This window comes from Algisphaera agarilytica (genome assembly GCF_014207595.1).
GTDB lineage: Bacteria > Planctomycetota > Phycisphaerae > Phycisphaerales > Phycisphaeraceae > Algisphaera > Algisphaera agarilytica.
The window spans coordinates 3524185-3545682 of the sequence record NZ_JACHGY010000001.1; the positions used below are offsets into that span (position 1 = coordinate 3524185).

Here is a 21498-nt window from a genome sequence, read left to right on the forward strand (position 1 = left end):
CTGTCGTTCGGCCCCCAGCAGGACCCGAGACCATGGATCAGATGATTGATGTGCAGGAAGCGTCGGGCGTGTGCCGGATCACGCTCAACCGCCCCAAAGCCAACGCCTACAACCAGGACTTCCTGGACCTATTTGTGGAAGTCCTTGAGCAGGTGGATGCCTCCGGCAACGCCCGGGTCGCGGTGATTCAGAGCGCCAGCGAGCGTTTTTTCTGTGCCGGTGCGGACATCGAAGCTTTTGCCAAATCGGATGCCGATGGTCAGAAGAAGATCGCGGCGACCGCACGGCGGGTCACCGCCATGATCGAGTCCAGCGACAAGGTTTTCGTGGCGTCCATCAACGGCCACGCGCTGGGCGGCGGGCTCGAGCTGGCGATGGCGTGTGACATCCGACTCGCATGCGATCGTGATTACCTGCTGGGCCTGCCCGAAGTGAAGTTGGGCCAGATGCCCGGCAACGGCGGGTCCCAGCGTCTGCCTCGCCTCGTGGGGTTCGCCAAGGGGTTGGAACTGACCATCACGGGTGACAACATCTCCCCGCAGGAGGCCTATCGGATCGGGCTGGTGAATCACCTCTATCCGGCGGATGGATTTACCGAACGGGTCGAAGCCTATGTCCAAGCTCTGGCGGGCGGGCCGCCGTTGGCGATCGCGGCGATCAAGCGGGCGGTCCGGCAGGGCTGGCAGAAATCCCTGGAAGATGGGCTGGCGGTTGAGGCGTCGTGTGGCGAGTCCATCTACGACACCCAGGACGCCAAGGAAGGGTTCCAGGCGTTTCTCGACAAGCGGCCGCCGATCTTTACAGGCCAATAGAGTAAGATCCGCGCAAAAAAAGGCCTCGGCAGGGGAGGCGTCCTGCACGAGACCCGATCCAGGGCAAGGGGATGTCGTCGGCCGAGGCCGGTGGCGGGGCGGCGTTGTTGTCCGCGTCCGCGTTGAACACCAGAAGAGTCCAATTCAACCCCTTCAGTGTCCAATCCGTGGTTTGGATTTCGTCGGGAGGCCGTCCGTTTGTAACGGTTAGGCAGGCCGTGAGTGTGGCGGGCCGGCCAGCGTCCCACGCACTGGACAGGTATACTCCCGCGATGGGCGATCACGTAGCCAAAACCAAAAAAATCGGACTGTTTCCGGGTACGTTCGACCCGCTGACCAATGGGCACCTGGATGTCATCCGACGCGGGCAAGACCTGTTTGATCAGCTGATCGTCGCGATCGGCCACAACCCCGCCAAGCGGGCAATCTTCTCGATCGACGAACGCATCGACATGATCACTCAGATCCTCCGCGAGGAATGCGGCGACCACGTCGAGGCCCGGAGCTTCTCCGGCCTGACCGTCGACTTCGCCCGTGAGGCCCAGGCCACCGCGATCCTCCGTGGTATCCGCAACGTGACCGACCTGAACTTCGAGTTCCAGCTCGCCCTGACCAACCGGGCGATCGCCGACATCGAAACCGTCTTCATCATGACCGGCGAGTCCACCGCGTTCACCAGCTCGACCCTGATCAAACAGATCGCTTCGGCGGGCGACATCGATCGGCTCTCGACGCTGCTCCCGGGAGTTGTGTTGGACCGGCTCAAAGAGAAGAAGCAGGCCTTTGGCGGCAAACTCCCCTGGGCCCACGTCGACCACCTCAAAGACTAAACCGCGAAACCGCTCGGCCTGCGTGTGCAATTCCCGTCGAGCGATCAGGAAACCCGTATGTCTCCAGCTTCTGTCACCTATCGCATCATCAGTATCGGCGCGTTGTCGGTCCACGAGCACTGGCCCACCAGCCAGACGCCCCGCACGCCGCACGCGACCACCACGCTGGTCAGCAGCGGCGACCGGCACATCCTGGTCGACCCCGGCCTTCCCCCGCAGGTGATTTCGGCCCGGCTCACCGAGCGTTCGGGCTTGCAGCCCAGCGACATCACCGATGTGTTTCTGACCAACTTCCGCCCCGCGCACCGCGGCGGGCTGGAGGCGTTTGAGTCGGCCGAGTGGTGGGTGTTCGAGAATGAACGCGAACGCATCGGCCGGTCGTTGCTCGCTCGGTTCGAGCAGGAAGAAGACAACGCGGTCCGACGGTTGTTGGATGCCGAGATCGCACTGCTCAAGCGTTGTATGGCTGCGCCCGACAAGCTCGCCCCGCAGGTTGATCTTTTCCCCTTGCCGGGGTTCACGCCCGGCACCTGCGGGCTGTTGCTGGCCCACTCCACCTCGACCACGGTGATCGCGGGCGACGCGGTGGCGACCAGTGAACACCTTGAACGCGGTCAGGTGCTTAAGGGGGCGTTCGACATCGAGGGGGCACAGGAAAGCCTGGTTGAGGTCCTGGAGATTGCCGACTACGTCGTGCCCGGACACGACAACGTGATCCTCAACCCCGCCCGGCGTCGCACCTAGAACTCAATCGCCTTCATCCACACTGGGCCAACGCACAACGCGGTCGGGCGTCCGCCTCGCGGATAGCACCATTTCGGTGTTCAAGCGATCGTTGCGTTGGTACTTCGCCTCGGCCTCCTCGGGGCTTCGGCCGACGGCGAGGTCACGCTTCATGAGCCAGCCCCGAGCGGTCTCTGGAGCCAGGTCCAGCCACCAGCACTCATCCAGCACGTCATTCAGCCTAGCCCACGGCAAATCGGGGCAGAGCAGGTATTGCCCCTCGGTCACGATGATTTGAGTCTGCGCGGTAACCTCGTCCTCAGCAGGGATCGGCTCGTGCGCTATCCGGCAGTAGACCGGGTAGCCGCCGACCGAATCTCGGGTGCGGTAGCGTTGGAGCAGCTCGACATAGGCTTCGCTGTCGTAGGTGAACGCGGCGCCTTTCCGGGGCTTCCAGCCCTGGGCGATCAACTCGGCGTTGCGCAGGTGGAAGCCGTCCATTGGGATGAACGCCGCCGCCCCGGGTTGGAGGCGGTTGACCTCGTCAACGAGCCGCTCGGCAAGCGTGCTCTTGCCCGAGCCGGCGATCCCCGCAATCCCGATCAAGAAGCGATGCGGGTTCCCGGCGTGATCGTTCCGCCACGCCTGAGCGGTCTGGGTGATCGCCTCGTCGGTTAGCAGGAAAGGTTCGTCGGCATCCATACGGATATGCTATCGACATGGCTGATCCGGTCCCGCAGAGTGTTGTTGAGTTGCTCCAGTTGATGGTGCGTGTGAACACGGTCAACCGCGCGTTGCCCGGGTCGGTCGGCGGCGAAGCGGCATTGGTGGAGGCGTTGGAATCTCTGGCTGATGCCTGGGGTTTGGCGACCACGCGACTCCCGGTCAAGGGGCAGGCCGATCAGCTGCTGGTGACGCACGTCGTGGGTGATGATCTGCCATGGATACTGTTCGATAGCCATCTGGATACGGTGGCGGTCGAAGGCATGACGATCGATCCGTTTTCGGGGGACGTGGGCGACGGTAAAGTCTGGGGGCGGGGCAGCTGCGACACCAAGGGCACCGGCGCTGCGATGTTGTGGGCGATGAAGCAAGCGGTGGCGGGGCAAGGTGATCGGGCGTTGCCGCACAACCTCGCGTTGCTGTTCAGCGTGGACGAAGAGGTGTCGATGCAGGGTGTTGCGTCGTTTGTGAAGAACGATCTGCCCTCGCTCGGTTGGTGGCCTGCCGCGGTGATCGTCGGTGAGCCCACCGAGCACCGGCCCGTCATCGCGCACAACGGATGTCTGCGTTGGACACTGACCACCCACGGCAAGGCCTGCCATTCTTCCGTGCCGCACGAGGGCGTCTCGGCGATCAGCGCGATGGTCCGCGTGATCGATCTGATCGAGAGCCGTTACATCCCGTCGCTCTCGGCCGAGCACCCGTTGACGGGGACGGCGGTGTGCTCGATCAACATGATCCGCGGCGGCAGTGCCCCCAACATCATCCCCGACCGTTGCACGATCCAGATCGACCGTCGGGTCGTGCCGGGCGAGGATTCGGCCCAAGCGATCGCAGACATCCACGCGTTGCTCGAGCCGCTCGGGGACAGCCATCCGCCGATAGATTTCACCCAAGACGTCGTCGTGGACCACCCGCCGTTTGGCACGGAGCACAACGGGGCGTTGATCGACCATCTGGTTCCGGTGCTCGAAAGTCTGGGCCTGCCCAAGCTCACCCTCGGTGCTCCGTTCGCCACGCACGCCTCGTATTTCGATCAGGCGGGTATCCCCGCCGTGGTCCTCGGTCCCGGCTCGCCCCACACGGCCCACACGAAAGACGAATGGGTGGCCGTCGATCAGATCGAGCGGGGCGTCGAGGTGTACCGCGCGATCATGCAGACCCCGCTCGCCGCGATCAGCAGCTAAACTATCCGGCCCGGCGTTGTATGCGATCAACGCTTGCTTCCCCCCATTGGACCGAACTCATGACCGCCGACCTCAACCGCTACTCCAAGACCGTCACCCAGCCCGCCCGCCAGGGCGCTTCCCAGGCCATGCTCCACGCCACCGGCCTGACCCGTGAAGACCTCAAGAAGCCCCAGGTCGGCATCGCCAGCGTCTGGTACGAAGGCAACTCCTGCAACATGCACCTCAACGACCTCGCCGCCGAGGTCCGGAAGGGTGTCACCGCCGCCGACTGTGTGGGCATGCGGTTCAACACCATCGGCGTGTCCGACGGCATCAGCATGGGCACCGACGGCATGGGCTACTCGCTCCAGTCGCGCGACCTGATTGCCGACTCGATCGAAACCGTGATGAGCGCCCAGTGGTACGACGCCCTGGTCACGATCCCCGGCTGCGACAAGAACATGCCCGGCTGCATCATGGCGATGGGGCGGCTCAACCGTCCGTCGCTGATGGTCTACGGCGGCACGATCAAGCCCGGCTGCGCTACCATCAAAGGTGAGGAGCTCAAGCTCGACATCGTCAGCGCGTTCCAGTCCTACGGCCAATCGCTGGCGGGAACCATCACCGAAGAAGAACGCCGCACCATCGTCGAAAGCTCCTGCCCCGGCGCGGGCGCGTGCGGCGGCATGTACACCGCCAACACCATGGCTAGCGCGATCGAGTGCATGGGCCTGAGCCTGCCGTACTCGTCCTGCACCCCGGCGGTGGACCAGGAGAAGACCGACGAATGCATCCGGGCCGGCCACGCCGCGCGGAAGCTGCTCGAGCTCGACCTCAAGCCGCGTGACATCGTGACCAAACAGAGCCTGCTCAACGCGATGCGGCTGATCATCGTCACCGGCGGCTCGACCAACGCGGTGCTGCACCTGCTGGCGATCGCCCGGGCGTTCGACATCGAGTTGACCATCGACGAGTGGCAGCAGATGAGCGACGACACGCCGCTGATCTGTGACCTCAAGCCGTCGGGCCGATACGTCATGGAGGAGCTGCACGCGATGGGCGGCACGCCCGCGCTGATCAAGTTCCTGATCGCCGAAGGCATGATCGACGGAAGCCAGATGACCGTGACCGGCAAGACGCTTGCCGAGAACGTCGCCGACCTGGCCGGCCTGCCGCCGTTCGGCGACCCGGCCACCACGCCCGGCACCCAGGACATGGTCCGCCCGCTGTCCGATCCGCTCAAGCCCACCGGCCACCTACAGATCATGCGCGGCAACCTCGCCCCCGGCGGATGTGTGGGCAAGATCACCGGCAAGGAAGGCACTGTGTTTAAGGGCACCGCCCGCGTCTACGACTGCGAAGAAGACATGCTCGACGGCCTCGAGCGCGGCGAGATCGTCAAGGGCGACGTCATCATCATCCGCTACGAAGGCCCCAAGGGCGGCCCCGGCATGCCCGAGATGCTCACGCCCACCAGCGCTGTCGCGGGTGCGGGCCTGATCAAAGACGTAGCGCTCATGACCGACGGCCGTTTCTCCGGCGGCAGCCACGGCTTCATCATCGGCCACGTCGTCCCCGAAGCTCAGGAGGGCGGCCCCATCGCGCTGGTCAAGACCGGCGACGCCGTGACGATCGACACCGACTACGGCGAGATCAACATGGACGTCTCGGATGAAGAACTCGAAGAACGCCGCAAAGCTTGGTCCGCACCCCAGCTCAAAGCCCGCCGCGGCACGTTGTATAAATACATCAAGAACGTGAAGACCGCGTCTGAGGGTTGTGTAACAGACGAATAGCGTAATATTGATTGGATGAGGTATGCCGTTGCCATGCCTGTGTTAGGCGTAGTCGCTGCGTTTGCAGGCGTCCGCTTCTGGCCGTACGGGATTATTCTCATCTGGTTTGGTTTGTGCTGCATTGTGCTTGGCTTTGCCTATTTACGCCCAGGCCTCAATCTTTTTTGTAAGACGGATACTGGTCGGATTCCTTTGTACATGTCTGTGATTGCTTTCCCGTACTTGGCTTTCACTTATGTGGTTTGGCGAGTGAATGTTGGCTTGGTGTCTGAGTCAGCCTTAATTGTGATTGATGACAATTTGATCGTCGGACGACGCTTGTTTCCGCATGAACTGCCTCGGCAGGTAACACACGTTGTTGATTTGACTACCGAGTTTTCTGAGCCATCTGGAGTTGTCGAGCGAGTGGCTTACCAACATCTTCCGATTATGGACGGACACGTCCCCCTACGAGATCGATTGTTGCAGACATTGGAAGAGCTACCTGAAGATGCTGTGGTATACATCCATTGCGCGCAAGGGCATGGTCGCACTGGGTTGGTGGCTATGGCGCTACTGTTCCTTCGTGGCGAGATAGCTTCGGTTTCAGAGGGGATTTCGCTGCTGCAATCAAAACGGCCAGGCATTCGATTGAATTCGGCTCAAACCGGTTTTATCGAAACGGTTATGGGGAGGGGCTAAGTTTGGCCAACCGTTCAGAACCTAAAGCCAGTAAACGCCTGTCCATGCGGGTTGATGACCTGCCCGGCATCGGTAAAGGGCGGGCGGCGGCGCTTCGGCGGTTGGATATCTATACGGTGACGGACCTGCTGCGGCACACGCCGATGCGGTACGAGAAGGAGGCGGCCGAGGGGATCATCGCGGACCTGCCGACCGATGGGAAGACGGTGGGCTCGGCCCGGGGGCAGGTGGTGGCGTGTCGGTGGGTGCCCTCGATGGGCTACGGCAAGAAGGGGCGGTTCGAGGCGACGCTGCGGGACGACTCGGATCAGGTGGGCGGGCGCACATTGATGTTGGTGTGGTTCAACGCGGGCTACCTCCGCGAGAAGATCATGCCCGGGCTGATGCTGCGGGTGCAGGGCAAGGCCAAGATGTTTGGCGACTACCCGCAGATGGTCTCGGCCAAGTGGGAAGTGCTCGACGAAGTCGATGCGCCCGAGGCGTCCACGGAGCGGCTGCGGCCGGTGTACCCGGCGACGGAGCGGTTCTCGTCGGTCAAGATCGAGCAGCTATTGGACACGGTGTTGCCGTGGGCGTTGCCGATGGTGACCGACCCGCTGCCCGAGGATTTGCTGCAGCACCACAACATGCCCGCCTTGGCTGAGGCGCTTCGGATGATGCACCGGCCCGAGGACCTCGACGAGCCCAAGGCGGCCCGGCGTCGGCTGGCGTTCAACGAGTTGCTTCTCCTTCAACTGGGTATTGCGATGCGAGCGGCGGAGGTCGAGCGGATGTTCGTCGCCCCGGCCCTCAATCACTCCGAGGCGATCGATCAGCACATCCGTAGCCGATTCCCGTTTGAGCTGACCGACACGCAGTCCGCGGCGGTGTTGGAGATCGCGAAAGACCTCTCGCAAGACAAGCCAATGAACCGTATGCTGCAGGGCGATGTCGGCGCGGGCAAGACGGTGGTGGCGTTGTACGCGATGCTCATGGCCGTGGCCGACCGCAAGCAGGCGGCGCTGATGGCTCCGACCGAACTGCTCGCCGAGCAACACCACCTCTCGATCTCGCGCACCCTCGAAGGCAGCAACGTCCGCGTGGCGCTGCTCACCGGCAACCAGCGTGACGACCTCGACGCGGTCGCCAGCGGCGAGGCGGACCTGGTCGTCGGCACCCACGCATTGCTGTCCGAATCGGTGAAGTTCAACGACCTGGCCGTCGTCGTGATCGATGAGCAGCACCGCTTCGGCGTGATGCAGCGGGCGACGCTGCGGCAGTCGGCCGAGGCAGACGAGAAGGGCCGGGAGCGGATGCCGCACACGCTGGTGATGACCGCGACACCGATCCCGCGGACGCTGAGCCTGACGCTGCTGGGCGACCTGGACAACACGACGCTGACCGGTCTGCCGCCCGGGCGGACGCCGATCCAGAACCGCGTCGTCGGCCCAGAGCAGGCGGACGAGGTGTACCGCTACATGCGGACGCGGCTGGAGCGGGGCGAACAAGCCTACGTGGTCGTGCCCGCCATCGACGCGGCCGGGGGGAGCGGTGGCGGCTCGGGCGAGAACGCCAAGACGCTGAAGTCGGTGAACGCCCTGGCCAAGACGCTGCAGCAGAAGTTCCTGGATGGCTACACGGTGGGCACCGTGCACGGCCGACTCAAGCGCGAGACCCGTCAGAAAGTCATGGAGAAGTTCCGGGAGGGCGAGATCGACGTGCTGGTCGCCACCACGGTGATCGAGGTCGGCGTGGATGTGCCCAACGCCACGGTGATGGTGATCGAACACGCCGAGCGTTTCGGGTTGGCACAGCTCCACCAGCTCCGCGGCCGGGTGGGGCGGGGGGATCACGGGCGGCGGTCGCTGTGCGTGTTCATCGCTGAGCCCACGACCGACGATGCGCTGTCACGGATGGATGCGATCGCCTCGACCAACGACGGGTTCAAGGTCGCGGAACTCGACCTGCAGATCCGGGGCATGGGCGAGATCCTCGGCACCAAGCAGTCGGGCCTGCCCCCGATGAAGCAGGCACGTATCCCCGAAGACATCGAGCTGCTGCAGCTGGCCAAGCGAGATGCCCGCGGGATCGTCGCGGACGATCCCGAATTGAGAGCGGCCGAGCACGCTAACCTGCGGAAGGTGCTGATGCTCCAGTACGGCTCGGCGCTGGGCTTGGTCGACGTGGGATGAACCGGGCGGTGTGAACGGCTTTACGTTGAAGCGTTTGCTTGCGACAGGGCGGAAGTCATCCGCACCGTCTCTTCGGCCAGCTCGGCGATCCGCTCCTGGATCAGTGACGACAGCTCGCCGTCGTCGAAATCGCTGTCGTCGGCGTAGACGAATCGCGGCACGATCACGCAGCGGAAGTCCAGCATCAGGCTGTTGGCCATGGGCATGATCGACATGAAACTTCCCCGGCCGCCCGCCGAGCAGATGAAGCTCACGGTTTTGTTGAGCCAGGCGGGTTTGCCGGTAAGTTCAATGAGGTTTTTAGCGGCGGCGTTGGCGTCGTAGTTGTAGATCGGCAGCGCCAGGATCACGCCGTCGGCGGCTCGCACACGCTCGCCCATTGCTTGCACCTCGGGCTGCCCGTAAACGGTCGAGCCATCACACATCGGCAGCGGGTGGTCGCGTAGATCGATCCAGTCGACCTCGATCTCCGCACGGCTCAAAGGCTCTCGCAGGTATTCCGCCATGGCGGCGGAGCGGCTTTCGGGATTCAGAGAACAACAAATGACAGCAATTCGCATAGCAGAGCTTAGGCGCGGGAGTGGCTCCATGAGCCACGGGGGTGAGATTAGTCGGATTCGAGCAGTTCGCCGGGCAGAGGGTTGCGGAGTAGGACGCGGTCGCCGCTGACCAGGCCGGTGGTGACCTCGACGAGGGTTTCCGAGGCCCGGCCGATGTCGATGATCTGTTTCTTGACCCGGCCGCTGCCCGCGGGCACGTAGCAGAAGTGCTCATCCCCTTCGGTGAAGACGGCTTGGACGGGGATGGACAACGCGTTATCGACCTGTCCGACCTTGATCTCGCCGGTGCAGCGCATGGCCGGTTTGAGCTCGGCTTCGAGGTCGGCGGGGAGCATGACGCGTGCTGTGAACTCCCGTTGTCCGGGGTTGAGCCAGCCGCCCGATTCGGTGAGCGGGGTGGTTCGATCGATCACGCCCTCGTACACCTCGCCGGGGCGGGCATCAACGGTCACCCGCACGGTTTGCCCGACCTTCACCAGGGGTTCGTACGCCTCGGCGATGGCGAGGTTGGCGACCATCTGACGGATGTCGGGCAGGAAGAGGATGGTTTCATTGAACCGCACCTCGCGCCCTTCAGCCATCGGGTCGCTTCGGTAGCGGGCGCGTCCCACCGAGGTGCCGTAAACGACCAGGCCGTCCTGCGGGGAGATGATGGTGCTGGCGCTGAGCTGATCTTTGAGCTTGTCGAGTTTCTCCTGACGGATCATCAGGGTCTGGGTCTTGCTGGAAAGGTCGGCCTCCTGCCGCGCGATTTCGCTTTCGTTCTTGGCGATCTCGCGTTCGAGGTTGGACTCGGCCTGCTCGACGTCTGAGAGCTTTTGCTGCTGCTCGGTCTGGAACGTGTACTGGTCGTACACAGACAGGTTCAACTCGGCGGTGAGCAGGGCATCGGCGGCTTCGAGTTCGGCGATCTCGCTGTCTTCGAGGTCGTTTTGGCTGATGAACTTCTGGGCGAAGAGGGCTTTGCTGATCTCGTGGTCACGCTTGGTCCGTTCGACCTGACGCTGGGCCTTCTGGAGTTCCAGGTCCAACTCGCGGCGTTTCTGCGGGACGTCGCCCTTCTGCCAGCGGGCGAGCTCCAGCTTGGCCAACGCCAACTCGACATCCGCCGCGGATTGACGCGATCGGGCCTCGTTGCGTTCGATCTCCAGGCCACGGCGGGCGAAGATTTCGTCGGTGCGGGCTTTCTCAACCGCCAGCGCGGCTTCTTCGATTTTGGTTCGGAGTTCGTCGCTGTCGAGGGTGACCAGCACGTCGCCTTCTTTCACCTCGCTGCCTTCCTCGACCAGGGTGATGATCTGGGGGCGACCTTCCACCTTGCTCTTGATTTCGATCCGCTCGGCCGCATCGAGGTCTCCCGACTCCGTCACCGTGAGTTCGAAACTGCGGGGTTTGACGTGGTACCAATCGATCTCGCCTTCGCGCCCGGCGGCGACAGCGTTGTCGGCGTCGGACCCGGCGAACCAGACCGAAGTCAGTACGACAATCCCCACCAGGGCCGCCAGGCCGATCAGCCAGCCCACCCGGGCGGCTCCCCATCGCCAAGTCGGTGCAGCAAACGAAGGAGGAGAATGGTGTGGGCGGGGATTCATGGTGTCTCGCGAAAATGAAGTACTTAAATTATTTTAGCGGTCGCCGCCGTGGATGTCGTCAGGAAGTCGATGGAGTTTCATCGAGCCCCGGGTCTTCAGTCGCATTGGGCTTGATCAGCTCGCCCGGGGCCATCCACCGCCCGTCGGAGCCGATCCGCATCTGCCCGGTGGCCAGCAAATATTGAAGGATGCTGATACGCAGGTCAGATTCCGCCTCGTCGCGGTCGTTTTTGGCATCCAACAGGTCTTCCTGCACATCGATCACTTCACGGGGCCCCAGAGATCGCTCGTTGATCTCGATCTGCTCGGCACGGCGTTCGTTGATCTCCACGGCGCGTTCCTGCAGCTGCAGGATGAAGCGGGCCTGCTCGATGGCACGGACCGCCCGGCGGACTTCCAATGCGATGCGGTCTTGCTCGACCTGGTACTCACGTTGTTCCCGCTCCAGGCGGATCAGGGCAGCGCGGTAGTCGGTGTATTCGATCTTGCGGTCCAGTGGAACCCCGAACGTTAGGCCCACGGTGTAGTCGCCGTCGCCGGGCTCGAAGTCCAGGCCGCCGCGGGCGAGGTTCTCGTCGGTCGGGAGGTTCAGGTCGGCGTTCAGGTCGAGATCGGGGAGCAGCTGGTTCTTGGCGATCAACACGCTACGCACCGCGTCTTCGACCAGGTCGCCTTCGGTTTGGAGGTCCAGCCGTTCGGTGAGGGCGATCGTCACCGAACGATCGGTATCGAGCAGGATCTCGGGGACATCAATCGTCACGGGGATGATTTCAACCGGGCGTGTCGTCTCGATCCCGATGCGGAGCTTGAGTGCATCGATGGCGCGGACGTAGTTTTCCTGTTGCCGAACGAGTGAATTGCGGGCACGCAGCACGCGTTGCTCCGCACGCTGGGCCTGGAAGTACGGCTCGCGGCCTGCCTCGGCGAGTGCAGTGAACAACTCGGCGGAACTTTCGAAGTTGCGGAGCTGAACCTCCTGGTTGGTGAGCTGCCCCTGGCGACGGAGCAAGTCGAAGTAAGCGGTTGAGAGGTCGACGAAAAACTCACGGCGGAAACGCTCGAATCCACGAACCGCATAGATCAGGTCACGCTCGGCCTGGATGCGGGTTTCGACCGTCGCTGCGGTCTTGCCCGCTCCGCGGAGGAGCGGCAGGTCCAACGAAAACTGGAGCTCGGCGGATTGGGATTCGCGGTTGTCGGTGCTGGTGGCGGCCTGTTCGAGGAAGCGTACGTAGTCGACCAAAGCGGCGGCCGAAATCGTGCCGCCGTAGGGCAGACGCTGCGTGGCGCCGAGCGAGCCGATCAGGCTGAGGGCGGTGTCGTTGTCTCCGGCCTCGGGGGTGCCGTCGACCTGGCCGGTGATGGTGGAGAAAAACCGCGGGCCCCATTCGTGACGCTCGACGATGAGGCTGAGCGTGGTGAGGAAGAGGTCTTCCTTCTCCCGGCGGTAGTCCGGGGCGAACTCGATGGCCTGAGCGATGATGCCTTCGAGGTCGAGCCGTAGGGTGTCGGGTTGGGTGCCGTCGTCGAGGATGGTGGGGTAGGGCACGACCTCGACCGGGGGTGCGGCCTCCACATCCAGACTCCGGGCGGGCGTGTTCACCGTCGCGGGGTCGTAGGTGTACAGCGAATCTTTCGGCTGGGCGTCGGGGGTGGGGACCTGGGTATCCGACATCGCGGCCGGGCCGATGCTGCGGGACTGCTGGTCCTGGATGATGCGCTGGGCCTCGAGCTCCAGGCGATCCATTCGCTGCGACTGGTTGCAGCTCAACAGGGCCCCGAGACACAGCGTCAGGGCGACGTGGGGGGCGACGAAAAGGGCGGGGGCCAAGCCCTTGGAGAATCGACGGACCAAACGAGAAAAATGAACGCTGTACACAGCTCTACTCTTAAGTTAAAACTTGTCCGTTGTGAGTCGCCCCCACTCTACCAAAACCGACGCTTTCATGGCATTTTCTCACCCGATCCGCCGCAAGGTGGTGGAGATGCTCGGCGAGAATGAATTGACCGTAGGCGAGCTGGCCGAGCCGTTCAAGGTCAGCATGCCCGCGATGTCGCAGCACCTGCAGGTCTTGCGGAAGGCCAAGGTGGTCCGCCAACGCCGTCTGGGCCGACAGCGGGTGTATCGGCTCAACCCCGGGCCGATCCGTGAAGTGGCGGAGTGGTCGATCAAGGTGGCCGAGGCGGCCGAGCAAGAAGACTAACGCGTCAGCAGACACGCCTGGACCATCGGCGGCGGTTCCCTTGAGACGTTTGTGATGGGCCGTGGCGGGCGATAAACTGCTTGGCTCGAAACTCTGGCTCGCTTGTTGCGTCGGTGTTTCCGTCATCCCCATAAGCCGGGCGGTTCCCCTGCCCCCCGAACCGGACCGTTCCCATGCAGCACGCGATCGACAAAGCCGCCGCCCTCGTCGAGGCCCACGCCTACATCCGCCAGTTCGCGGGTGCCGTGGTCGTCGTGAAAATCGGCGGCTCGATCATGGACGAGCCCGACACCCTCGCCTCTCTGGTGCAGGACGTCTGCTTCATGGCCAGCGTGGGCATGCGCCCCATCATGGTCCACGGCGGGGGCAAGGCGATCAACGCCGCGATGGGCCAGGCGGGGCTCGAAGCGCAGTTCGTGCAGGGGCGGCGCTACACGGATGACCGCACACTGGCGATCGCCGAGCACGTGCTCGTGAACCAGATCAACAAGGGCATCGTCGAGACCGTCGGAACCTACGGCGCCAAAGGCCTGGGGCTGCACAGCCTCTCGAGCTGCGTGGTGTTCGGCAAGGTGCTCAAGCTCGACGGCGAAGAGGGCCGTAAGATCGACATCGGCCTGGTCGGCGAGGTCGAACGGGTCAACGCCGAGGTGCTCAGCGCAGTGCTGGATGCGGGCATCATCCCCGTCATCGCGCCGATCGCTCGGGATGCGGCGGGCGGGAAACTCAACATCAACGCCGACTCGGTGGCCGGTCACGTGGCCGCCGCGATCAACGCCGAGAAGCTCGTGCTGGTGTCCGACACCCACGGCATCCGCCGTAGCGAGGATGTCAACGACCTGGCCAGCCACCTGACCCGTGCGGAGATCGATGAACTGATCCAGTCCGGCATCATCTCCGCGGGCATGCTGCCGAAGGTGGAGGCTAGCCTGACCGCGGTGGGCGCGGGCGTCCGTAAAGCCCACATCATCGACGGCCGTATCCCCCACTCGCTGCTGCTGGAGGTCTACACCGAAAGCGGCATCGGCACCGAAATCGTGCTCTGAGAATGTAATTCGCGATTTGGTGATTTGGCGAATGAGTAAATGCCAAATCACCAAACTGCTTTCATCTTGAGCAGCACTGACCACAAAAACGAATCCCTAAATCGCCCAATCACCAAATCACCCAATCGCTCAATACACCATGCGACACTTCCTCACCATCGCGGATCAACACCCCGACACGATCAAGCACATGCTCGAAGTGGGCATCAGGCTCCGTGACGAGCGTCAGCGGGGCGTCGCCAACGAGCCGGTGCTGGCGGGCAAGACGCTGGCGATGCTGTTTCAGAAGCCATCGCTGCGCACGCGGGTGAGTTTCGAGCAGGCGATGTACGAGCTGGGCGGAAACGCCATCGTGCTCGGGCAGAACGAGGTCGGGCTCGGCACGCGCGAGTCCGTCGGCGACGTGACGCGTGTCCTCTGCGGGATGGTCCACGGCATCGCAGCCCGGGTGTTCAAGCACGAGCACCTCGTGGAGATGTCCAATTCCGCCACCGCTCCGATCGTCAACATGCTCTCGGACTTCTCCCACCCCGCTCAGGCGTTGGCGGATGCGATGACGATCATCGACGAGTTCTCGCCCTCGCCCGAGGTCGGCGGCGTTGACGTGTCGGGTAAGACCGTGGCTTTTGTTGGCGACGGGAACAACGTCGCCCGCAGCCTGGCGGCCATCTGCAAAGTCCTGGGCATGAACTTTGTCCTCGCCAGCCCCGAGGGCTATGAGTTGCCCGATGACGGCTTTATCCAGTTGACCCGCGACCCCGAAGAAGCGGTGGAGGGGGCGGACGTGATTTACGCCGACACCTTCGTCTCGATGGGCGAAGAGGGCGAGAAAGACGAGAAGCTCAAGGCGTTCGAAGGCTTCCAGATCAACCGGCCGTTGGTCAACAAGGCGAGCGAACACGCGATCGTGCTGCACTGCCTGCCCGCCTACCGCGGGATCGAAATCACCGATCAGGTGATGGACGGCCCACGCAGCCGGGTGTTCTCTCAGGCGCACAACCGGCTCCACGCCCAGAAGGGCTTGCTGGCAGTCTTGCTGGGCGGGGTCTGAGTTCTCGTGATGTCCGACGGTGGGGCGTGGTAACCTTTGGGTAGCGATGTCTGAGGAAACGCCCAACCAACCCGAACCGCCGCACCGCGTCATGATCGTGGTGGGGTCGCACCTGCGTGCCGAGGAGGCCGACCGGCCGCTCGCGTACCGGATGGTTGAAGAGATCGAAGAGTGGAAAGAGCGGCATGAGGCGAAGCTCGGCGTTGAGATCGAGCCCATCGTCTGCACCGATCTCTGGTACCTGAATCACGAAGACCTGCGTTCCCTACCCACGATCTGCATCGGAGGGCCAGGAGTGAATGCTTTGTCGGCCTACCTCGCTCAGCACCTGTCCGATGAAAACCGCGAAGCGGATGTGCTGTTACAGATCGACCCCGATTTCACGGACTTGCAGGCGTGCATCTGGGGAACCGACCACGAACTCACGTCTCACGGCTTGCAGCTTTTTGTTGATCGGTATCTCGACGCCTATCTCCGTGCCGTGGCCACGCAGGTCGAGCCGCGGGCGGAGTGAGAAGCGGCCCGGCAAGCGGATGGATCCTGAAAGGGCGCGGCGTATCTGAGCCGACTCGGTGACGATAGGTTTTCAGTACACTACTCCAGCGATCGGGTCAGTTACCTCGACGCCTGGAGTTTTGAATCATGGCACGCTTTCACCTGCTACTTGTCTGCACCGGCAACACCTGTCGCTCGCCGATGGCCGAGGTGTTGGCGAAGAAGATCCTCGAAGACCAGCCGGGTGTGGTGGTTGGCTCGGCGGGGGTTTTTGCGGGGCCTGGCCAACCCGCGAGCGCCGAAGCCGTCGAGGCCATGAAGGCGATGGGGCTCGACCTCAGCCAGCACCGCTCTCAGCCGTTAACGCCCGAACTCCTGGAACAGGTCGATCAGATCTACACCATGACCGAGTCCCATCGTCAGGCGGTCTTGGCACAAGCCCCCGGGGCGATCGACAAGGTTCAACGGCTAGATCTGGACGGCGACATCAGCGACCCGTTCGGTGCAAGTCTTCCGGTGTATCAAGAAACCGCCGAGCAGATCAAGCGGGCTCTGGAAGCCAGACTCAAGCAGTAGCCGGGGCGGGAAAACCAGCGCATCTTGTCGTCTCGATGGAATCGGGGTGCGGCTTTCGTCCTGCGCGTTTATGATGGAACCTTATTCCACGGAACCGCCTGACTATGCCTGATTCTGCCCACCGCGTCCGCCTCGAAGGCGTCGATTTCTCCACCGCATTCCCGACGCTGCGGCTGTTTGAATCTTTTCGGATGGCGCTGCAGCCTTCGAAAATTCTTTTGGGGCTGCTGATGCTCCTGCTGATTTATTTCGGCGGGGTGGGCCTGGACTTTATCTGGGGTGAACAGCAAGGCGACAACGGCCGGACCTACCGCATCTTCGAGTCCACGCTCAATCTGGAGCTGGCTTACTTCCACGCGTTAATCAACTCTGCGGCGAGCCTGGACCTTGGACTGGCTGCGCTGTCGAACCCCGCGTCGACCAGCCCGGGCATGATCGGGGCGCTCCACGGGATGATCGTGGATGCGCCCGCAAAAGTCTGGGCACAGCACCCCGCCTTCTTTGTGATCCTCGTCTCCTACGTCCTCACCATCAAGATGGTGCTTGGCGGAGCGATCGCCCGGCTCGCGGCGACTCAGGCCTGCGGCGGGATAAACGTGGGCCTCTTCGAAACGGCACGATTCACCGGTCCCCGCGTGGTCTGGTACGTGGTGTCTCCGCTGATCCCGCTTTTCGTCGCGGGGGTTATCTGGCTCGTGCTGGCGGTGTCGGGTTGGGTCTTGTTCAACCTGCCGGGGCTGAACGTGATCGGCGGATTGCTGTTCTGGCTGATGCTGTTTGGCGGGTTTGTGGCGGCGTGCTGCGTGGTGTTCGCCGCGTTGGGCTCGGGGATGTTGCCGTCGGCGCTCGCGGTCGAAGGCACCGATGCGTTTGACGTGGTGTCTCGAGTCTTCACCTTCCTGCTGTACCGCCCGGTGCGTTACCTGATCCTCACGGCGGTCATGCTGGTCTACGGCGCTTTCACCTATCTCATCGTGGGCTTGATTGTGTTCCTGACCCTGTGGTTCACCCGCTCCGCCGCGGGCATCTGGGTGGACGGCTTTGATCAGCTGCTTCCGGTGGCTCAACTCGGCCAGCCTCTGGGGGCACTCGACACCGAAGGCCTGTCGACCTCCGAGAAAGCCACGTCGTGGCTGATCCGCGTCTGGTCGGCGCTCTTGTTTGGCGTCTCCATCGCTTACGCCGCCAGCTACTTCTTTACGGCTCAGACGTGGCTTTACCTGCTGCTCCGCCGTGATGTCGACGGCACCGACTTCGAGGAATACGCGGCGGAAGAAGATGCGGGGCGAACCGTCGTCCCGTCCTCGGCGACGGCCAGTGAAAAGATCGATCCCGATGGGCCCGGCGACACCGGCAGCCAAGACGATGCGGATGCATAACCCCACGCGCCGCGGTTTCCTGGCGGGTTGGTTGTTCCTTCTGGTCAGCCTTGGATTGATGTCCTGCGGCGAGCCGCGGGAAGCCGGTTTCTCCGACGATCAGCTCCGCATTGTTTCGCTTGCCCCCGCCATCACGCACACGCTCAATGAAATCGGCTTGCGCGACGCGATCGTCGCGGTGGGCGAGGGCGATGAACTGGCGGCTTTGGGGACGCCCAGCCTCGGCCGGTATGTCGATCTGGACCTTGAGCGACTGGCCACGTTGGCTCCGACACATGTGCTTGCCATGACCGGGCAGGCCGGTCTGCCCGAAGGTGTGAATCGGATGGCCGGGCAGGGGCGTTTTGTGTTGGTGGACCTGGCGTATCCGGGTGGCGTGGAGAGCAGCATCGGATTTATCGATGAGGTCGGCGCAGCCATCGACCGGGAGGACCGCACGTCACCGTTGACGCAGGGCATGCGAGAACGCCTGGCGGCGATCGCGGAGCTGACCGCGGAGCGTGAGCGTCCGAGGGCGCTAATGGTTTTTAATCTGGAACGCGTCATGGCGTCGGGGCCAAACACGGTCAACGACGCGTTGCTGCAGATCGCGGGAGGAGAAAACGCCGCTTCGGAAGCGACCGTGACCGCGCCGGTTTACGACCGCGAGGCCTTGCGGGCGTTGGCCCCCGAAGTCATCTTCTTGCTCATGCCCGGCGAGCCGCCCCTCGACGGGGCGGACGATCCCCGGCTGTCGGGATTGCGTGGCTTGGGCATCCCGGCCGTGGAGAACGAACGGGTGTATCTGCTCAACGACCCGGCGGTGCTGATCCCCGGCCCGTCGATGGTCTATACGGCGGTGTCGATGGCGGTTGCCTTGCACCCTGACCTTGCGGAACCGATCGCGGAGGTTTTCCGTGACCACCCGTGACCGTCCATCGGACTTCAAAGTGCTCGCGGCTTTGCTGGGCGTGTTTCTGCTGGCCGCGGCGTTGCGTCTGTTGATTGGCACTTCGTCTTTGGGGTTGCCCGGCGGGGATGCAGGATGGGAAGTGTTGGCTCTGCGTGGTGATCGACTGGTGACCGCGTCACTCGTTGGCGCCGCCTTGGCGGTTGCGGGGGTCGCGTTGCAGGCGTTGCTGCGGAACCCCTTGGCGGAGCCGTTCATCCTGGGGCTGTCGACTGGGGCGGCGGCGGGGATGGTGGGGCAGCGTCTGCTGGCCGCGGCACTCGGGGTCTCGTTGGGATTCGGTTTCGGTGGGGCGGCGTTGGGGGCGGGGGTATGCATGATGATCGTGTACCTCGCCAGCCAACGGCACGGGGTGCTGGACCCGTTGGGGCTGTTGTTGACGGGGGTGGTGCTGAGCACGATCAGCGGAGCGTTGATCATGCTCGCGGTGCATCTTCGGCCGGATCTGCTCCGCGTGGAATTGAGCCAGTGGATGATGGGGTATCTCAGTGAGGATCGCGGGGCGGTGGTGTCGTGGGGGCGTGGCCTGCTCGACCGGGATGCGGGTTGGCGGGTCGGCTTGCCCTGGGTGTTTTTCGTGGTGGCGGGAATCTTCGGGCTGGGGCTGGGGTATCTGCTGCGTCAGGCCAAGGCGATGGACCTCGCGACGCTGTCGAGCGTTGAGGCGCGGGCGTTGGGGGTGAACCTCCACCGCTTGCGGCGGGGCTTGTTTGGTGTGTCGTGTCTTCTTGCAGCCGGTGCGGTGGTGCTGGCGGGGCCGATTGCGTTCGTGGGCCTGGTGTGTCCTCACGTCGCCAGGCTGCTCGTTGGGCCGAGGCACCGCGGGTTGCTCTGGAGCTCGGCGTTGCTGGGCGCGACGCTGGTAATCCTGGCCGACACGGTCGGAGCCGAGCTGGCGCGTCGTCTGGGCGTGGGGGTGGTTCCGCTGGGTGTGTTCACCGCGATCGTTGGCGGCGGTGCTTTTCTCTGGATGCTAAGACCGCACCTCGGGCGTGGGGTCGAGTGAGCGGGAAGAACGATCCGCAAGTTTGGGTTAGCATAATCCGCGATGACCGAATCAGATAAGACGCATCATGCCGCTGACCGACTGATCGAGGCGTGCCGTAGCAAAGGCGCCCCGGTGTGTGTGGGTATCGATCCCGTGTTGAACAAGTTGCCCGATAGCCTCGGCGGTCTCGAGCCGATCGCGGCGATCGAGAAGTTTTCGCTGGAAGTGATCGAGGCCGTGGCCGAGCACGTCCCGGCGATCAAGCCGCAGATCGCGTGCTTCGAGCGCTACGGCAGCGAAGGCTACGCGGTGTACGAGCGGGTGGCCACCGCGGGTCGCGAGGCGGGCTTGTTCGTCATCGGCGACGCCAAACGCGGCGACATCGGCACCAGCTCGGCGCACTACGCCTCGGGCCTGCTGGTGGGCGAGGAAGACAGCGCGGTGGGTTGCGATGCCCTGACCGTGAACACCTACCTCGGCATGGACGGCATCGAGCCGTTCTTCAAAGCGGCAGCGGCCACGGGCAAAGGGCTGTTTGCTCTGGTCCGGACGTCCAACCCCGGCGGCGACAAGCTCCAGGGGCTCCGGCTGGAAGATGGCCGGAGCGTCGCGGAGGCGGTGGCGGATCAGGTGGCCGATCTGGGGTGTGGTGAACTCGGCTCCAGCGGGTACTCCCTGCTGGGCGCGGTGGTGGGTGCGACCAAGCCCGAGGACGCCGTGTCGCTGCGGCAACGCATGCCCCAGCAGATTTTCCTGGTCCCCGGCTTCGGGGCGCAGGGCGGTTCGGCGGACGACGTGCGGGCCTGCTTCAAGCCCGACGGAACGGGGGCGATCATCACGGCGAGCCGTTCGGTGATCTACGCCTACAACCCGGCCGACACCGATTGGCCCGACGCGGTGACCCAGGCGGCGATTGACTTGAAACGGCAGATCGCCGAAATCCTGTCCTGACGCGGGTTGTCGAGTCAATGAGTTCGCAGCCTGCCCCGCTTATGCGACTCCTCCGCCTTCGATTCTCAACAACGAACAACTGCCATCTGCCATACTTGTTGTCGGCAAGTCCCGCCCGAACCCAGTTAACCCGTGAGGAATTCAATGCATTCCATGTTCAACGATCTTCTGACTGCTGTTCCGATCACCGCCGCTTTGAGTGGCAACCTGATCGCCACCTTGATCTTCGTCGCGATTCTCGTGGTCCTCGGTTTCATCGTGATCGGGATGTACAACAAGCTGGTGTCTTTCCGTGAGCGGAGCAAGAACGCGTTCGCCCAGATCGATGTCCAACTCGAACGGCGTTACGACCTGATCCCCAACCTCGTCGAGACCGCCAAGGGCTACATGGCCCACGAAAAGGAAACCCTTGAATCCGTGATGGCGGCCCGCGCCTCGGCGACCCAGGCCCGTGTCCACGTCGGCGGCGACCCCAGCAACATGGCGGCCATGGGCGAGCTCGCCTCGGCGGAAGGCGCTCTCACCGGTGCGCTCGGGCGCCTGATGGCCGTGGCCGAGGCCTACCCGGACCTCAAGGCCAACCAGAACATGATGCAGCTCACCGAAGAGCTGACCGCGACGGAAAACAAGGTCGCCTTCGCTCGCCAGGGCTACAACGACGCCGCGACCCGGTACAACGAGTACAAGCAGCAGTTCCCGCCGGTGCTCATCGCCAACATCTTCGGCTTCAGCGACTCGGCGTATCTCGATCTGGACGACAGCCCCGAGAAACGCGAAGCGGTCAAGGTTCAGTTTTAATCCG

The 21498-nt window shown here is 63.6% G+C and carries 21 protein-coding genes; 17 read left to right on the forward strand and 4 right to left on the reverse strand.

The annotated features are described in order from the left end of the window. Positions 1-32 precede the first annotated feature (32 nt). From HNQ40_RS15320 to HNQ40_RS15330, 3 genes are all read left to right on the forward strand, one after another. A complete protein-coding gene (locus tag HNQ40_RS15320) occupies positions 33-812 on the forward strand; it encodes an enoyl-CoA hydratase/isomerase family protein (protein WP_221435562.1) in 780 nt (259 codons plus the stop codon). Between the two features lie 272 nt (positions 813-1084). Further along, positions 1085-1642 carry a pantetheine-phosphate adenylyltransferase gene (gene coaD / locus HNQ40_RS15325; RefSeq protein WP_184678701.1) on the forward strand — a complete coding sequence of 186 codons (558 nt, stop codon included), beginning with the start codon at positions 1085-1087 and terminating at the stop codon, positions 1640-1642. A gap of 57 nt (positions 1643-1699) precedes the next feature. After that, the gene (locus HNQ40_RS15330) at positions 1700-2386 is read left to right on the forward strand and encodes an MBL fold metallo-hydrolase (protein ID WP_184678702.1); all 687 of its coding nucleotides are present in this window, start codon (positions 1700-1702) and stop codon (positions 2384-2386) included. 3 nt (positions 2387-2389) lie between these two features. On the opposite strand, the gene HNQ40_RS15335 is transcribed toward HNQ40_RS15330, so the two are convergent. Further along, positions 2390-3067: a hypothetical protein gene (locus tag HNQ40_RS15335; RefSeq protein ID WP_184678703.1), complete on the reverse strand. Its 678-nt coding sequence runs from the start codon at positions 3065-3067 to the stop codon at positions 2390-2392. 17 nt (positions 3068-3084) lie between these two features. Here HNQ40_RS15335 and HNQ40_RS15340 point away from each other — a divergent pair, with 17 nt between their 5' ends. The 4 genes from HNQ40_RS15340 to recG are packed head-to-tail and all read left to right on the forward strand — an operon-like array spanning position 3085 to position 8905. Then, on the forward strand, positions 3085-4275 hold the full coding sequence (locus tag HNQ40_RS15340) for a M20/M25/M40 family metallo-hydrolase (RefSeq protein ID WP_184678704.1): 1191 nt from the start codon (positions 3085-3087) through the stop codon (positions 4273-4275). 59 nt (positions 4276-4334) lie between these two features. Further along, positions 4335-6053, forward strand: a complete 1719-nt coding sequence (ilvD, locus tag HNQ40_RS15345; protein ID WP_184678705.1) for a dihydroxy-acid dehydratase — start codon at positions 4335-4337, stop codon at positions 6051-6053. Between the two features lie 33 nt (positions 6054-6086). Beyond that, positions 6087-6734 (forward strand): phosphatase domain-containing protein, encoded by a 648-nt coding sequence (locus HNQ40_RS15350; RefSeq protein WP_184678706.1) that lies wholly within the window; start codon positions 6087-6089, stop codon positions 6732-6734. A 2-nt stretch (positions 6735-6736) separates the two neighbouring features. After that, a complete protein-coding gene (gene recG / locus HNQ40_RS15355) occupies positions 6737-8905 on the forward strand; it encodes an ATP-dependent DNA helicase RecG (RefSeq protein ID WP_184678707.1) in 2169 nt (722 codons plus the stop codon). Between the two features lie 20 nt (positions 8906-8925). Here recG and HNQ40_RS15360 read toward each other — a convergent pair whose 3' ends face one another. From HNQ40_RS15360 to HNQ40_RS15370, 3 genes are read right to left on the reverse strand one after another with little or no spacing between them, the layout of a single operon-like run. Continuing rightward, positions 8926-9465: an NADPH-dependent FMN reductase gene (locus HNQ40_RS15360; RefSeq protein WP_184678708.1), complete on the reverse strand. Its 540-nt coding sequence runs from the start codon at positions 9463-9465 to the stop codon at positions 8926-8928. Between the two features lie 47 nt (positions 9466-9512). Next, the gene (locus HNQ40_RS15365) at positions 9513-11057 is read right to left on the reverse strand and encodes an efflux RND transporter periplasmic adaptor subunit (RefSeq protein ID WP_221435564.1); all 1545 of its coding nucleotides are present in this window, start codon (positions 11055-11057) and stop codon (positions 9513-9515) included. Positions 11058-11115: 58 nt separating this feature from the next. Then, complete coding sequence (locus HNQ40_RS15370; RefSeq protein WP_184678710.1) at positions 11116-12888, reverse strand: TolC family protein; 1773 nt, start codon at positions 12886-12888, stop codon at positions 11116-11118. A 115-nt stretch (positions 12889-13003) separates the two neighbouring features. Here HNQ40_RS15370 and HNQ40_RS15375 point away from each other — a divergent pair, with 115 nt between their 5' ends. The 10 genes from HNQ40_RS15375 to HNQ40_RS15420 all read left to right on the forward strand — a co-directional run bounded on the left by HNQ40_RS15375 (position 13004) and on the right by HNQ40_RS15420 (position 21494). Continuing rightward, a complete protein-coding gene (locus HNQ40_RS15375; protein WP_184678711.1) occupies positions 13004-13261 on the forward strand; it encodes an ArsR/SmtB family transcription factor in 258 nt (85 codons plus the stop codon). A 173-nt stretch (positions 13262-13434) separates the two neighbouring features. Continuing rightward, positions 13435-14307 (forward strand): acetylglutamate kinase, encoded by an 873-nt coding sequence (gene argB / locus HNQ40_RS15380; RefSeq protein WP_184678712.1) that lies wholly within the window; start codon positions 13435-13437, stop codon positions 14305-14307. 139 nt (positions 14308-14446) lie between these two features. Continuing rightward, on the forward strand, positions 14447-15358 hold the full coding sequence (argF, locus tag HNQ40_RS15385; RefSeq protein ID WP_184678713.1) for an ornithine carbamoyltransferase: 912 nt from the start codon (positions 14447-14449) through the stop codon (positions 15356-15358). 46 nt (positions 15359-15404) lie between these two features. After that, positions 15405-15872 (forward strand): hypothetical protein, encoded by a 468-nt coding sequence (locus HNQ40_RS15390; RefSeq protein ID WP_184678714.1) that lies wholly within the window; start codon positions 15405-15407, stop codon positions 15870-15872. 128 nt (positions 15873-16000) lie between these two features. Continuing rightward, on the forward strand, positions 16001-16429 hold the full coding sequence (locus HNQ40_RS15395) for a low molecular weight protein arginine phosphatase (RefSeq protein ID WP_184678715.1): 429 nt from the start codon (positions 16001-16003) through the stop codon (positions 16427-16429). A 104-nt stretch (positions 16430-16533) separates the two neighbouring features. Next, a complete protein-coding gene (locus tag HNQ40_RS15400) occupies positions 16534-17808 on the forward strand; it encodes a hypothetical protein (protein ID WP_184678716.1) in 1275 nt (424 codons plus the stop codon). Beyond that, on the forward strand, positions 17801-18718 hold the full coding sequence (locus HNQ40_RS15405; RefSeq protein WP_184678717.1) for an ABC transporter substrate-binding protein: 918 nt from the start codon (positions 17801-17803) through the stop codon (positions 18716-18718). The genes HNQ40_RS15400 and HNQ40_RS15405 overlap by 8 nt, the downstream gene beginning before the upstream one ends. Beyond that, a complete protein-coding gene (locus HNQ40_RS15410) occupies positions 18705-19763 on the forward strand; it encodes a FecCD family ABC transporter permease (RefSeq protein WP_184678718.1) in 1059 nt (352 codons plus the stop codon). Before HNQ40_RS15405 ends, HNQ40_RS15410 begins: the two co-directional genes overlap by 14 nt. A 42-nt stretch (positions 19764-19805) precedes the next feature. Then, entirely contained in the window at positions 19806-20696 is an 891-nt protein-coding gene (pyrF, locus tag HNQ40_RS15415; RefSeq protein ID WP_184678719.1) for an orotidine-5'-phosphate decarboxylase, read from the forward strand. Positions 20697-20849: 153 nt separating this feature from the next. After that, entirely contained in the window at positions 20850-21494 is a 645-nt protein-coding gene (locus tag HNQ40_RS15420; RefSeq protein ID WP_184678720.1) for a LemA family protein, read from the forward strand. Positions 21495-21498: the final 4 nt, after the last annotated feature.

Excerpts from the sequence above, each read along its gene's own strand:
- HNQ40_RS15320 (WP_221435562.1), top strand. The coding sequence starts at position 33 with ATGGATCAGATGATTGATGTGCAGGAAGCGTCGGGCGTGTGCCGGATC.
- coaD (WP_184678701.1), top strand. The coding sequence starts at position 1,085 with ATGGGCGATCACGTAGCCAAAACCAAAAAAATCGGACTGTTTCCGGGT.
- HNQ40_RS15330 (WP_184678702.1), top strand. The coding sequence starts at position 1,700 with ATGTCTCCAGCTTCTGTCACCTATCGCATCATCAGTATCGGCGCGTTG.
- HNQ40_RS15335 (WP_184678703.1), bottom strand. The coding sequence starts at position 3,067 with ATGGATGCCGACGAACCTTTCCTGCTAACCGACGAGGCGATCACCCAG.
- HNQ40_RS15340 (WP_184678704.1), top strand. The coding sequence starts at position 3,085 with ATGGCTGATCCGGTCCCGCAGAGTGTTGTTGAGTTGCTCCAGTTGATG.
- ilvD (WP_184678705.1), top strand. The coding sequence starts at position 4,335 with ATGACCGCCGACCTCAACCGCTACTCCAAGACCGTCACCCAGCCCGCC.
- HNQ40_RS15350 (WP_184678706.1), top strand. The coding sequence starts at position 6,087 with ATGCCTGTGTTAGGCGTAGTCGCTGCGTTTGCAGGCGTCCGCTTCTGG.
- HNQ40_RS15360 (WP_184678708.1), bottom strand. The coding sequence starts at position 9,465 with ATGCGAATTGCTGTCATTTGTTGTTCTCTGAATCCCGAAAGCCGCTCC.
- HNQ40_RS15365 (WP_221435564.1), bottom strand. The coding sequence starts at position 11,057 with ATGAATCCCCGCCCACACCATTCTCCTCCTTCGTTTGCTGCACCGACT.
- HNQ40_RS15375 (WP_184678711.1), top strand. The coding sequence starts at position 13,004 with ATGGCATTTTCTCACCCGATCCGCCGCAAGGTGGTGGAGATGCTCGGC.
- argB (WP_184678712.1), top strand. The coding sequence starts at position 13,435 with ATGCAGCACGCGATCGACAAAGCCGCCGCCCTCGTCGAGGCCCACGCC.
- argF (WP_184678713.1), top strand. The coding sequence starts at position 14,447 with ATGCGACACTTCCTCACCATCGCGGATCAACACCCCGACACGATCAAG.
- HNQ40_RS15390 (WP_184678714.1), top strand. The coding sequence starts at position 15,405 with ATGTCTGAGGAAACGCCCAACCAACCCGAACCGCCGCACCGCGTCATG.
- HNQ40_RS15395 (WP_184678715.1), top strand. The coding sequence starts at position 16,001 with ATGGCACGCTTTCACCTGCTACTTGTCTGCACCGGCAACACCTGTCGC.
- HNQ40_RS15400 (WP_184678716.1), top strand. The coding sequence starts at position 16,534 with ATGCCTGATTCTGCCCACCGCGTCCGCCTCGAAGGCGTCGATTTCTCC.
- HNQ40_RS15405 (WP_184678717.1), top strand. The coding sequence starts at position 17,801 with ATGCATAACCCCACGCGCCGCGGTTTCCTGGCGGGTTGGTTGTTCCTT.
- pyrF (WP_184678719.1), top strand. The coding sequence starts at position 19,806 with ATGACCGAATCAGATAAGACGCATCATGCCGCTGACCGACTGATCGAG.
- HNQ40_RS15420 (WP_184678720.1), top strand. The coding sequence starts at position 20,850 with ATGTTCAACGATCTTCTGACTGCTGTTCCGATCACCGCCGCTTTGAGT.